This is a genomic window from Methylomonas sp. MS20, from assembly GCF_050275925.1.
In the GTDB taxonomy this organism is placed as follows: Bacteria; Pseudomonadota; Gammaproteobacteria; order Methylococcales; family Methylomonadaceae; genus Methylomonas; species Methylomonas koyamae_A.
Genome location: NZ_CP189962.1, coordinates 3,965,655 through 3,979,415 on the forward strand (window position 1 = coordinate 3,965,655; position 13,761 = coordinate 3,979,415).

At 49.1% G+C, this 13,761-nt stretch carries 10 protein-coding genes; 1 reads left to right on the forward strand and 9 read right to left on the reverse strand.

Translation table 11 applies throughout. From position 1 onward, the window contains the following. Positions 1-185: 185 nt before the first annotated feature. Positions 186-1,625 (forward strand): IS1182 family transposase, encoded by a 1,440-nt coding sequence (locus tag ACQE3D_RS17675; protein ID WP_427551115.1) that lies wholly within the window; start codon positions 186-188, stop codon positions 1,623-1,625. 522 nt (positions 1,626-2,147) lie between these two features. On the opposite strand, the gene ACQE3D_RS17680 is transcribed toward ACQE3D_RS17675, so the two are convergent. The 9 genes from ACQE3D_RS17680 to ACQE3D_RS17720 all read right to left on the reverse strand — a co-directional run bounded on the left by ACQE3D_RS17680 (position 2,148) and on the right by ACQE3D_RS17720 (position 13,746). Then, on the reverse strand, positions 2,148-4,097 hold the full coding sequence (locus ACQE3D_RS17680) for an esterase/lipase family protein (protein ID WP_427551116.1): 1,950 nt from the start codon (positions 4,095-4,097) through the stop codon (positions 2,148-2,150). A gap of 9 nt (positions 4,098-4,106) precedes the next feature. After that, a complete protein-coding gene (locus ACQE3D_RS17685; RefSeq protein WP_427551117.1) occupies positions 4,107-6,431 on the reverse strand; it encodes a multiheme c-type cytochrome in 2,325 nt (774 codons plus the stop codon). A 179-nt stretch (positions 6,432-6,610) separates the two neighbouring features. Then, on the reverse strand, positions 6,611-7,333 hold the full coding sequence (locus tag ACQE3D_RS17690) for a carbonic anhydrase (protein WP_427551118.1): 723 nt from the start codon (positions 7,331-7,333) through the stop codon (positions 6,611-6,613). Positions 7,334-7,374: 41 nt separating this feature from the next. Further along, the gene (locus ACQE3D_RS17695; RefSeq protein ID WP_427551119.1) at positions 7,375-7,773 is read right to left on the reverse strand and encodes a hypothetical protein; all 399 of its coding nucleotides are present in this window, start codon (positions 7,771-7,773) and stop codon (positions 7,375-7,377) included. Between the two features lie 158 nt (positions 7,774-7,931). After that, the gene (locus ACQE3D_RS17700; protein ID WP_427551122.1) at positions 7,932-9,485 is read right to left on the reverse strand and encodes an arylsulfatase; all 1,554 of its coding nucleotides are present in this window, start codon (positions 9,483-9,485) and stop codon (positions 7,932-7,934) included. 121 nt (positions 9,486-9,606) lie between these two features. Next, positions 9,607-10,338: a DUF3313 domain-containing protein gene (locus ACQE3D_RS17705; RefSeq protein WP_427551124.1), complete on the reverse strand. Its 732-nt coding sequence runs from the start codon at positions 10,336-10,338 to the stop codon at positions 9,607-9,609. Positions 10,339-11,064: 726 nt separating this feature from the next. Beyond that, positions 11,065-11,418, reverse strand: coding sequence for a hypothetical protein (locus ACQE3D_RS17710; protein WP_026600340.1), 354 nt, complete (start codon positions 11,416-11,418; stop codon positions 11,065-11,067). Between the two features lie 537 nt (positions 11,419-11,955). Beyond that, the gene (locus ACQE3D_RS17715) at positions 11,956-13,236 is read right to left on the reverse strand and encodes a Y-family DNA polymerase (RefSeq protein ID WP_026600341.1); all 1,281 of its coding nucleotides are present in this window, start codon (positions 13,234-13,236) and stop codon (positions 11,956-11,958) included. Next, the gene (locus ACQE3D_RS17720) at positions 13,237-13,746 is read right to left on the reverse strand and encodes a LexA family protein (RefSeq protein WP_026600342.1); all 510 of its coding nucleotides are present in this window, start codon (positions 13,744-13,746) and stop codon (positions 13,237-13,239) included. Positions 13,747-13,761: the final 15 nt, after the last annotated feature.

Consider the following 13,761-nt stretch of genomic DNA (forward strand, 5'->3'; position numbering starts at 1 on the left):
AGTCGTCCCGAAATTGGCCGTTCAGTGAAGTCACCAATGACTACTTTTTGGCCATCCAGTTCGCAGAATCTAGATTTGGCTGACTGGCCGGTTTCGAGAAACGCGACAGGCAGCAACGGGTCCAGGCCGTGTAAAAACGCTTAATCTGGTAAAATAAGCTCGCGGCCAATCCACCGGGAGTGCAGATGAAACGCTTCATTCAAAGTACGGATCGAACTCAGGCAACCCTATTTCCAGAGCAACTGGAAGACTTTGTGGCTGAGGACAATCCTGTTCGCGTGGTCGATGTCTTTGTCGAGCAGCTCGATCTCGGTAAATTAGGATTCGATGGGGTTACCCCCATGAAAACCGGACGCCCCGCCTATCATCCCACTGTACTTCTCAAACTATACATCTATGGTTACTTGAACCGCATTCAATCAAGTCGCCGACTGGAGCGCGAAAGCCAACGCAATCTTGAACTCATCTGGTTAATGGAGCGATTGGCACCCGACTTCAAAACCATCGCCAATTTCCGAAAAGATAATGGAAAAGCCATTCGTAAAGTCTGTAGCCAATTTGTGGCGCTGTGCCGGAAGTTGAATTTATTAACCGAAGCAACTGTTGCCATTGATGGTAGCAAATTCAAAGCGGTGAACAATCGCGACAATAACTTCACAACGAATAAGATTAAACGCCGCCGCGAGCAAATCGAAGCCAGTATTGAACGTTATCTATCGGCATTGGAGACGGCGGATCGTCAGGATCAGGTCGATTTTACCGAAGCCAAAATCCAACGTTTGCAAGAAAAGATCGCTCTGTTGAAAGAGCAAATGGCTAGACTCGATAACATCGAAACTGAATTAGAAAAGACGCCGGACAAACAAATCTCTCTAACCGATCCGGATGCACGTTCGATGGCAACCAGTGGTCGAGGCACCGGTATCGTCGGCTACAATGTTCAAACCGCAGTCGAGACGAAGCATCATCTGATTGTGGCGCACGAAGTCACCAATGTGGGCCATGACCGTAATCAACTGGCCAATATGGCTGAACAAGCCAAAACGGCGATCGGTGTCGATGAACTGACCACCATTGCGGATCGCGGTTATTTTAGCAGCGAAGAAATCCGCAAATGCCATGAGAACGGCATCATTCCCATCGTGCCCAAATGCACCACATCAGGCGCTAAGGCTGATGGTCGATTCGATAAAGCCGACTTTATCTTTGAAGCCGAAAAAAATGAATACCAGTGCCCGGCGGGGCAACGTCTGATCTGGCGATTTTCTGGGGTTGAACATGGATTAACCTTACATCGATATTGGAGTTCATATTGCCCTCAGTGTCCGATCAAAGCGCAATGTACGCCGAGCAATTATCGACGGGTAAGCCGATGGGAACATGAAGACATTCTCGATACGATGCAGGCCCGCTTGGATAGGGCACCGGACAGCATGCGCATTCGCCGGCAAACCGTGGAGCACCCCTTTGGCACCCTGAAAGCCTGGATGGGATTAACTCACTTTTTAACCAAGACTTTGGATCGAGTCAGCACCGAGATGAGTCTGCATGTGCTGGCCTACAATCTCAAAAGGGTAATGAATATATTGGGAACCGCAGCCCTGATGGAAGCAATGGTGGCCTGACGGCCATCATTTATTTTTCTTTACCCCTATCGCCATGGCTAACAGGATGCTTTAGGCGAAAACAAGTCGGATAGCCCAGAAAAAATCCTACCGTTCCAGAAGCACTCACCGGATGGCGGAAATTCAGCAGAATTCCTTTTAGTCCCTGACTATTTCATTTTCTTAACGTTTTTACACGGCCTGGGTCGGTTGGGTACAGTGACGAACGGCAGCTTTCGGGAATCGGAATTCAATGTCAGCTTTCCGGCGATGAATCTGATGAGCGGACGGTCAACACCCGACCCAAACCGGTCTGTCGCGTTTCTCTAAACCGGTCAGGCACACAAATCCAGATTCTGAGAACTGGAGTGCTACAAAGCAGTCATTACAAAGCTTTGCGTAACGGCCATTAGCAACCTTAACAAATCAGCCACACTTCACTTTTCAAGTCAACGAAAGTCCTTGATCAGACATTCAACTCGGGATTGAGACGTGGGTTCGCCGTTGGACAGTTGTTTAACCAAAAATATAAACCAAAAGATTCTAAAAATTTATCGCAGCCGATGTTGTTAAATGCTCCATTAAGATTCGGCGAACCTCTTCGATAACCTCGGGTTGACCTTGGCAGGAATGGTCCCAGTTAACTACTTTCTCTGAGACTGCTTCTTCAATGTGAGCGCTTTTATAAGCCACCACGCCATCATCTCCTTCTTCCTTAGGCCCTTCTCCTTGCACGGCAATGATGGAATGCGCGGGAATATTAGCCGAGACGGGGATGGATGCCAGTACTTGCAATCCGGGGTTGTTGGGGTTCATATTATCAGCGGCAGTGGGTGGCCTTTGCAGTTTTGCCAATAACTTCTGGTCTCCACTGATTGCCGCTGCTTGAGCCAATCCATTCATCATGCTCTGCGGCAGCGAGACCAGCCTGGAGACCAAACCTGTTACCAACTCATAAGCGGCGGCCATGGCGCCATGTTGAGGCGTCGAGATAAAAATGACTCGCTTAACAAACGGCAACGGCTTGAAGAATACTGAGCGCTTGAGCAGTAACTCAACGTCTGGACTAACTTTGATTTTGTCAAAAGGGGTGTCGCTAACTAATTCCCAAAACCGGTTGCCGGTGTCAACAGCCATCAACTTGGTCAACAAACCACCTTGACTATGGCCGACGATGACCATCTGCTGCAGAGCTGGATCTTTGCGATCGGGATCGAATTCATTGAGGGCATTTTCCAGTGCGCTGCGCAAGACGCCTGCTGAATAGGGCACTGGATTCGCGGAGTCATACATAAAAACCCAGACTTGATAGTTATCACGGATGCTAGCATCGCCTTCGATCTCATTGATTAATTCAGCCCAGCGTAGTGGACTCGATGCAGTGCCATGTACCAATACTAGGGGAATCTTACCTGGACGATAGGGAAATAGCGTAAATAAGCCATCTCCAGCTCGATCTTTTGGGATAGCGCCGCTGAAAAGTCCACCCTTTAGAAAATTAAGAACCTCCATACTGTAAATCGGGTTATGGTCTAGTCGATAGGCATAGGCGGCCGTGGGATCGAATTCCACTGATTCTTCCTGCCCCTCTATTTTCACGATTTTGCTTTGATCGTCAGCATACAGCTCAAACTGCCCTTTGATTTGCCCAGTTCCCAAATTGGCGCGAGCCTGTTGAAGGCGAGCGATCGCGGTGACTGAGACTTTGGTGCGCGGCCCGATGCGTTCCGCGCCTGCTAGTTGTTTATTTGAACGTTCTTTGGAAATACTGGCAGCCAGAGTGGCCCCCAATCCCGGGATACGGTAACGATTTCTAAACCCTCGTACATCCATGAACGCCGTCGAGATAAAGTGCTCGAGCGTATAGCCTCCCCAGGCTAATTCCCCCTCGTTTAGCGATAGCTCCAACGTTCCGAAAGGCAGTTGATAGATTCCCGGTTTCAACTTCACTTCTACTTCATCGTCATCGCTGTCATCCTGAATAGCCAAACCTTGAGCCAAAGCATGGTTATAAAGATCGTAAGCCAGTCGATAACGGGGATCGGAGGGTTTAATGCGCATTGTGTGGTCATCCCCAGGGAACAACAAAGCCCAGGCATAAACCACCGTTGCCAAATAATAGGCATGGTTGTTGGTTCTTTGACCATGCAACAATGACAGCTCCGCCAGCGCAAATAGCTTATTGTCGTCACCAGTCGGTTTAAGTTCCGCGTGGAGTTCAGCCAGTACTTTTTCCGGTTCGGTTTCGAAACGATCCATCAAGCCATTTCGTCTGAGCACCTTTTTTGATGCTTCCGAGGGTTCGCCCGCCGAGAGAGCATTCTCTGTATTTAAGCGATAGCCAGTCTGAATATCTACTGGAGCAATACTTACCGGCGTCGCACATCCTCCAATGCCTAAGACGATCAAACCCCAAAATATCGATCTTGGAAAGGCAGCAAAAAAACGCGTCAGTAGTACAGGTATAAAAGATTTTGCCATGAATTTATTCATCTGAATGGTTTATCTGGCAGCCGACAATTCTTCCACCAACCGTTTTAATTCAGTATTGCCCGGCATGACATCGGCAGCTTTTTTAGCATATACCAGCGCCGTTTTCCCATCGCCCATTTCCAGATTCATAGAAATCAAGGCATTCAGGATTGCCATGTTAAACGGATGAAGGAAGTCAGTGTCTTTGAGTAGCGATATGGCTTGCTTCGACTTGCCTGCCGAATTCAGTGCAATGGCATACACATAGGCGTATCGAGCATTATCCGGCGCGAGTTTGGCGGCTTCGGCCAGTTCGGCTAATGCCGAGGGTTGATCGGCTTTACGAATCAAGGTTAGGCCTAGCGCATGATGTAAATCCGCTGCATTCGGTAACAAAGATAAGCCCTGGCGTAAGTATTTTTCACCTTCGATGTCTTGCCCCAATTGCCGATATGCATCCGCTAGATTCACATAGGCACCAGCAAACTTAGGGTCTAGCCGTAACGCTCTTTGATAAGCGGAAATGGCAGCATTCGGTTGACGTTGCCGTAATTCGAGATTCCCCAGATTGACGTTTTCCGATGGCCAATCAGCATTCAGAGCCAAGTAATCGCGATATTCCTGTAGGGCGCTGGCTCGCGCCTTGAGTCGATCAGCCGGGAATTGAGTCTCTGGCACATCAGCCAGAATCCGGGCTGCCTCAATGCGCACACCCCGAATAGAGTCGTTTAATAACGGTGCGGCTGCCAATACTCGATTAACCGGATCTATTGCTTCAATCAAACCTAATGCAGCAATGCGCACAGACGGATCGCTATCCTTTAGCCATTGTCTGGCCGCCATCAACAAGTCCGGATTCATCATGGGTTGGCTGAGCTCAATCGCCGTGGCTCGGATAAGGGCTGGTTTGGCCAAATCCTGCGCTAATTCTATCAACGACGGCAATGCCTTAAGCCCTTGTGTTAAAGCGCTCTGGAGAGCGGTACCGTAATGCGGCCGCTCACGCCAGCTCCTGCCGTACCATTTATCCATGGCGGCTGCCGCCCACTCAGGTTTACGGTTTTGATGGCATAGATTACAGGCATTGGGGCTACCCAATGTCTGCGATAAATCCGGACGAGGCAAGCGAAAACTATGGTCGTGCCTGCCGTCTATGACCATGTAATTCTGCTCCGGCGCATGACATTCCATACACTGCGCACCTTTGGAATTGACCGGATGAAAGTGGTGCTTCTCGGTATCAAAGGCTTCGGCATTGTGGCAACGCGTACATAAGGTATTGCCTTCGGCACGCAGCTTTAATGCATGCGGCTCATGGCAATCCATGCAGGTCACCCCGTTCTGAAACATTTTGCTTTGCCGAAAAGAACCCCAGGTGTAATCCTCATCCCGCTGCTGTCCGTCAGCATGATAGGTCGGTTGCGTCAACAGGGCTGGGCGGTGGGTATTTTCCAGCGGTAAACCGGGGGGCTCATCTTCGACTAGCGTCGAACGGCGGGCATGACAGGCCCAACAGGTATTCATCGCAGACTCATCGACCGCTTGCGTGCGATGGGCAAATTTGGCGTCATGACTAGCAAACACCCAACTATTCTGCCATTGGGTTTGCAGTTTTACCGCCAAGCCTTTGTCGGCATCGGCGTTATAAGGCGGTTGCACCTGTTTTGCCCAGGCAAGATGTTGTGAAGCCGGGCCATGGCAGGCTTCGCAGGCGACGTTGATTTCATTGAATGTGGTTTTATAGCTATCAGTGGCTGTATCGTAACCTTTCCTGAGATTGGTCGAGTGGCATTCGGCACATTGCATATTCCAATTCTGGTAGCGGCCGGTCCAATGCAGTTGGTCTTGATGGTCGACATTTTCATCAGAATAGAGATGAAACCAGCGCTGGCCGCCATCGGCTTTGAATCGGCTGTCCCAGGCAATACTTAGCGCTTGATAGCGGCCGCCGGGAAATTCGATCAGATATTGCTGCAAGGGTGTCATGCCGAAAGTATAGGCAATCGGGTATTCGGTCAATTTACCATCCGGCCCATCCGTCCGTATCATAAAGTGACCATCCTGCTGATAGAAGGTCGACGTCAGCCCATGGTATTCGAAAGTTGCGTTATTAAAGTCACCGAGCACTGTCTGTTCGTTCGCCACTTGCATGGCCAGCGCATGATGAGAGCCCTGCCAAGCTGCAAATTCGGCAGAATGACATTGCCTGCATTCGTTCGCGCCGACATAGTGTTTGGGGGCGACAGCTACAGGCGATGGCGCAGGTGTTTTAACCGGATAGACCAGGGCGCTGTGTATGTTTGGCCAGAACCAATAAAGTCCGGCTGCCAACGAAGCCAGCAGGACTATCAACATTAAAATACTTAGGCCTAACTTGCGTTTGCCTACCACCCAAGAAAATTTGGACATTAATAAACGATACGAGTTGGCTGGCCCTTATCGGCATGAGTTTAAATCAACATCATGCCGTTGGTGGATGGGCACAAGACTGAAAGGTAAATCAGTGAGTTTTTTCATTCTGACTGGGCCAAGATTCAAGCGCCATCCAGAAATCGGACGCGTCCGCTGTTTAGCTCATAGACCGCGCCCACCAAAGTAACGGATTTTTCGCGGGTCGCTTTCGCGGCCCCCGGAAGCGCCAGCAATTGTTGCATTGACCAGCGAACATTGGCTTCAACAGCTGCCTGTATCAGGGTCGTGCGGTCGAGACTAAAATCCAATTTTCTTAGTCCCGGTTTGATCAGTGAAATCAACGCTTCGATATGTTGAAGTTCCTCGGCTTTGCCGAGCATTTCCTCGACAGCCGCCGTGACCGCGCCGCAATTTTCATGGCCCATGACCACAAACAGTGGCGTATGCAGATGTGCTACGGCGTATTGCAGGGATCCAATCACATCTTCGTCGATAATGTTGCCCGCCAACCTGATGGTAAAAATATCGCCAAAGCCCACATCGAAAACCATTTCCGGTGGTACTCGCGAATCACTGCATCCCAGCACGGTGGCATAAGGCTTTTGGCCTTCGACTAGCAGATTACGCCATGTCGCGCTTTCATGGATATGGAAAGGCTTGTCAGCCATAAAGCGTTGATTGCCGGATTTTAAGCGCTGTAATGCTTCAGGGGCATTACGCGGATAAGGCGGCAGATCAATTTGTTCATCGCGGAGAGTTGGTAAGCCACAACCTGAAAGTGCAGCCAAACTGAAACCACTGACGGTTGTAAGCCACTGTCTGCGGGTAATAAGCGGATTTGCCATACTTTTCCAACCTCAAGTGTCGATCTTACAAAAGTTTGCTGTTAGCCAAGGCGGTCATAAAGCAATGCACGATGCGATAGTTTCAACGCCTTGGGCAGACCGAACATGTATATCAGTCCAATACAAAGGTCTCCGAGGCCCAAGGGAACAGCGATCAATCCGATATCGCCGAAAAAACCGGCTGGAATTAGCAACAGCGCGGCAACATAACGCAACAACGCCTCCCAATACACCAGGGATGCCCGACGAGCTAGATTACGTGATGCCAGAATCAATACCGCACTGGTAAAGCCGAGAAATCCCGCCAACAACCATCCCCAAAGCGGAGCAGGAATATTTAGCCCGAAAGTGCGATACAAAGGTGGGAACAACAAAAATAACGCTAATCCCGCATTGTAAACACCCGACCAGAAAACAAATTTATCTATCGAAATCGACATCGACATGCCCCTAATAAGCTGAATAAATAGTGATGACGTTAGTTAACAAGCTTAGGCGTATTCCATTTTGTTATATTTCCGAACCTTGCAGTGGTGTAACAAATGAAAGGCCGCACTCTTTGGGTGAATGAGGCCTTTTACCTTCAATGTCTACGGACTTACTGCTTGCCGGAGCTACCGCTAGTCACTGCTTCCATGACATTGTCAAGGTTGAAGCTGCCGGGTTTCTGACGGGGCGGGAATTCCTTGAAGCTTTGCAACCACTGCCCCACGTAACCCGCAGCAGGCGCGATCAGGAACATGTGTTCGACAAACCAGCGCTCATAATCCATGCCAATTTCATGAGCGAGTTCAAACGGATCCATGCGCAGGTTGGTCAGCATCGGCGCGCGCAGTTTCACGAATGGTTCCTGCCAAACGCTCAAACCTTCGTGATCCTGGCGCAAAAAGGTCGCCTTATAGTTACCATACCTCAATGCTGCAACACTGCCGTCATCGGTCCAATAGATAAACTCCTGGCGTGGCCACTGCCCATCGCCCTTCAGTGCAGGTAATAGGTTATAGCCGTCGAGATGGACCTTGAATTTACTATTCCCAACTTTCTTACTTTTCAACAGATCGTCCTTGACAGTGGTGTCGCCTACGGCAGCCAGCAATGTGGGTAGCATGTCCTCGTGCGCTGCGACCTCATTGATGACCGTACCGGGCTTAATGACGCCGGGCCAACGGATGACGGTCGGAACCCGATAGCCACCTTCCCAATTGGTGTTCTTTTCACCGCGGAACATGGTGGTGCCGCCATCCGGCCAGGAAAATGATTCCGCGCCGTTGTCGGTGGAATACATGACTATGGTATTGTCCTCCAGGGCCAGTTCCTTCAGTTTGGCGAGTACCTGACCGACATGACCGTCATGCTCGACCATGCCATCGGCATAGGTTCCCAGGCCGGTTTTGCCTTGTGACTCCGGTTTGAGGTGGGTAAAGATATGCATGCGGGTGGAGTTCCACCAGATGAAGAACGGTTTGTCAGCCTTCTTGGCCCGTTCCATGAAGTCCAGGGTTTTGGCGGTGACTTCATCATCCACTGTTTCCATGCGTTTTTTGGTCAGTGGGCCGGTGTCTTCAATCTTGCCATCGGCAAAGCTGTGAATGACGCCACGCGGCCCGAATCTTTTCTTGTAGTCAGGGCTCTTCGGATAGTCTGGGTTCTCTGGTTCTTCCTCGGCGTTCAGGTGATAGAGATTGCCGAAGAATTCATCGAAACCATGGTTACTCGGCAGCATATCGTCGCGGTCGCCCAAGTGGTTTTTGCCGAACTGGCCGGTCATATAGCCTTGTGCCTTGAGCAATTCGGCAATGGTGGGGTCTTCCTTCTTCATGCCCTCCGGCGCGCCCGGCAGCCCGACCTTGGTCAGGCCGGTACGGATTGGCGACTGTCCGGTGATAAAGGCTGCGCGCCCGGCCGTACAACTTTGTTGGCCGTACCAATCGGTGAATAATGCACCTTGATTGGCAATGCTGTCGATATTCGGCGTCTTGTAACCCATCATGCCCCGGTTATAGGCGCTGACATTGAATTGACCAATGTCGTCGCCCCAAATTACCAGAATATTGGGTTTTTTGTTGTCGGCAGCCTGCACCAAAGTGCAAAAGCCAAATGCCAGCCCTAGAGCTAAAACCAGGGACTTTTGTTCAAGGAGAGAAAGTTTCATGGGTATCCTTGGGCTATGTGCGGGTTGATCGAAGAATTTACGGCCATCAAAGGCAGCAATCGAACCCAGCCATTGGCGAAATGCGCTGGGTTCGATTGCTTAAGCCAATTCAGACCGACGATTAAGGCTTTTCAGTGCCTGAGGTCCAGGCGGAGAGACGCTCAGTCAGCAGTTCACTCCATTTAGTGATGGCGTTTTCCGCATCGCCCCATTGCCATTGAAAGCCTGTTGTGAAACTGCCACCACCAATCCGTCTGTCCAAACCTTCAAACAGCGTTTTGCCTGTCACGGAATCGGTTACTCTAATTTCGCCTTGCGCACCGCCGACAAACGGAAAGGTACCCGTGGCCAGATATTTGAAATTCGAGATCATATGCGCCTGTGGCACGATCATGGTAACGCTGCGTAATAATGGCGTTGCGGTTTCGGCGTCGGTCATCGCCACTTCGATTTTCAAGACCCCTGGGCCGGGTTGTTGCGCAATAGTGAATTTTTTGCCCAGTTCTTGCTGTAATTGCTGATTAAAATAGTTGACCAGCGCTTGTTGATCAGCGCTAGATACTTGAGTGCTATCACCTCCCCAAAAAGTGACCGGGCTGATCATAACCTGCTTGTAATTCGTCCATTGCGCAGCCGGGTTGACATAGCGCATGCCAATCTGGTCTTTGTTACCCGCCACCAGTCGGCTACTGCAACCATGACCCAGCAGACCGCAGTTGAGGCCGGCTGAGGTATCGATGCGTGCCTTTTCGGTCGTGGTGCAAGCCGCTAGTGTTAACAGCCCCAAAGCCATTAGTGGATGAGCTAGTTTGATGTTGTTTTTATAATTTACAGTGACAATAGACTTTGTCATGTCTTGCTCCTTTGTAAGTGTGTGGCTAACAAATACGGTTTAGATTAACAAAGAAGATGCGTCATCGCATCAAGTTTCAATTCAGAGTTTTGCAAAGATTGCAACCTTCGCTTTCGACCTGCTAATCCTGTTGCTGCTGAGGGCTATCCGTCGTATCGATATGAATGGTTCGTTTATAGATTTTGAATATGAGCTGGATCAAAGACTACCGGCAGCGATCATGGCCGTCCATTCTTAATGGGAAAATGAATTTGAACAGTTTCAGTCCTGTTCGCTTGCAAAAACTGCAAGGGATGCGCGTTTGCAAGATGAGGCTACAGAGGGATAGAGTAAATCAAACCTAATTTGAGTGATTTGGCGATGTGAAGCGATTATTATTCCCAATGTCTGCTTTCTGGCGACGAATTCTTACCTATGAATGTCGCAAAGTGGCCGTAGTGAAGTAGTCATAATGTCAATTTGCTTGCCGAATACCGGACATTCGGCTGATTCACAGGATACCTGAACTATTGAAATTGGATATTTAACCCGAGCGGCGGGTTATGGCCGATAGGTTGAGATCGCCAACGGCGGCTTTGTGGCTCTGCGGCTCACAGAGTCTAACTTCGCCGACTGGCTGCCTTGGAGAGGTGCGAGAGGCAAAAATGGGCTGCTGCTGCCGACCATAATGCGGAGAACTACATTTCGGCTAGCAAAGTCCGGAGTGGGCTTTCGCTACTACCCGCATTAGCACTGCAAGCTTTCAATGGCTAGCTTCCTCGCAATTTCCTCAGCCTTACAAGCAGCCTCTAGTCTAGCCAGTTCACCGCTTTTCTCCATTAGCTCGTAAGAATATGCATCAACTGGTCCGTTATACTTCATCTCGCGATGGGCTGCTAAACCGTCTTCTTTTGACCACAGCGCACCTTCAGTGTTGATCCCCCGGTCTTGGCTCATTTGCAAAATTGCCAGCAATTCTTTTGGCGACTTGTAAAAATAAGAACACTTGTCTTGCACCCATTCCAACGTATAAAAATCGGCATCTTCCGGGTCATGCCGTTTATAAATATCAGCTATCGCCTGTAAAATTTCACGGGACACAATATTTACTCCAACTTATTTTGATCGGTTTTTTTCAAAGGCATAAATAAGGATAGCGTAACCCAACTCAGGCTATGTTTACGTGCTATCGGAGAATCGCAGCTGATCAAAGGTTCGAACATAGGTACCGATAGCGACGACCATGGGCAGCGTCACCAATACAATGATTGTTCGATGCCTCATGTCCGTGTGTGACGCCCAACGTAAAGCTAACCTGTTAACTGTCACCACATCCCTAAGTCAGGCGTTCGAGTCATCTTAATCTTACGTAATATTCCGTACATAACGCTTGGGCTTTCAATAATAGATTAGATTTTTGACCCAACACCAAGCCAAATCATTGGTGCCAATGAGCTAGTTTGCAGTCAAAGATCATAGATTATTCTTCGGCAACTCTTGGCCTGCTGCCGGAGGCCTAGATAGATAGTCGTCTTCGAAGAAGCAAGACTCTTAGATGCTTGGGCTTGCGTCTGCATTGGCGAAAAACGTATGTCGGGTGAGGATCGAAATAGCGCTTACAAATGCATAAGATTTTCTTCAAATTTGAACCGTCAGCAGTTCCTTGATATTGGTGGTGTAGGACGGCGATTTGAATTCCTGCCGCATCTGCCAGCGCTTGCTAAGCATTTCACTCGCATAGCAAACACTACGCTTACCATGTTTGCGGTTAATGTCGTCCAGTGCGGTCATCAGCTGATCAGATCGCAGGTTGTTTTCACCGCTGTCAAATAACGACAGCTGCGCGACATTTGCTGACCATAAGTCAGGCAATAGAATACCGGCACGTTGATAAGAAAAGCCGCGTCTAAAAATCCGCTTCAAACCTTGTTGAGCGGCTGCAATCAATTGCGAGGTATCATTGGTTGGACGATCAAACGCTATGGTCGCACTGTTGGAGTATTGCGGATTGCGGGTATCAAACGGACTGGTATGAATAAACACCGTCAATACGTGCGTGGTCAATCGCTGTTGTCGGCATTTTTCCGCAGACCGTGTGGCAAAGTGCGTGACCGCTGCGCGTAAATCATCATAATCAGTCAACCGTTCACCAAAACTGCGCGAGGTCAGAATCTGTTTTTTCGGTGCGGGCATTTCTTCTAAGGCAATACAGGAAATACCGTTCAACTCGGTCACAATCCGTTCCATCACTACACCAAAATGTTGACGTAGCTGTTTTGGATCAGATTGTTTCAGTGTTAGCGCATGATGAATACCGATTTGATTGAGCTTATCTTTCCAGCGCCTGGAAATACCCCAAAGGTCATCCAGCGCAATGGTTTTTAACACTGCATCGGGATCAGCAATATCGCGCCAGTCCAGAGCGGGCCCATGTTTGGAATGACCTTTTTTCGCTAACCGATTGGCTAACTTCGCTAAGGTCTTAGTTGGCGCAACGCCAATGGAAATCGGTATACCTGTCCATTGCTTTACAATCGCACAAATATCTAAGCTATATTCCGTCAGGTTTTGTGGCAGTCCGGTAAAATCCAAAAAGCATTCGTCAATGGAATACACTTCAGATCGCGGTGCAAAGCTAGATAAAATCTGCATCACACGCTGACTCATGTCGCCGTATAACGCATAGTTGCTAGAAAATACCGCAATGCCTTCTTGCTTGGCATACTGCTCAATCTTGAAATAAGCGGCACCCATTTTGATGCCCAAAGCCTTGGCTTCATTACTTCTGGCAATCACGCAGCCATCGTTATTAGACAGCACGACCACTGGTTTGCCGTTCAGTTTTGGCTGAAAGACTCTTTCACAGCTGGCGTAAAAATTGTTGCAATCCGCAATCGCGAATATGGGTGCTGAAGTCATCTATACCGGTAGCGAACGAATCACGTTTTTGACCACACCCCAAATATGTAACTCCATGCCTTCTTTAATCTGGAAATCAGGATAGTCGGGATTTTTTGATCGCAACCAAATTTCATCGGTAGTCGTATCTAGCGCTTTAACGGTGACTTCACCGTCGATCACCGCAACCACGATACTATTGTTGTTTGGACGTAAAGAACGATCTACCACCAACATATCACCATCATTGATGCCTGCACCGGTCATGGAATGACCTTTTACTTTAACGAAGAAGGTGGCTGGTGGATTGCTGATGCAATGTTGATTGAGGTCTATCGTCGATTCCAAATGATCATCAGCCGGTGATGGAAAACCCGCAGGCACTTTAGACGTGAATAACGGCAATTCAATCGTACTCAATTGCTGTTGAGGTTCCAGAATCGGCAGTTCCAGATCGTCAGACCATAGTGCAGCACTAATCAATGGCTTCGTATTGCGTGGTTGATAGCTTGATATAGAAATGACGCTCATGCTTATATCCCAAAT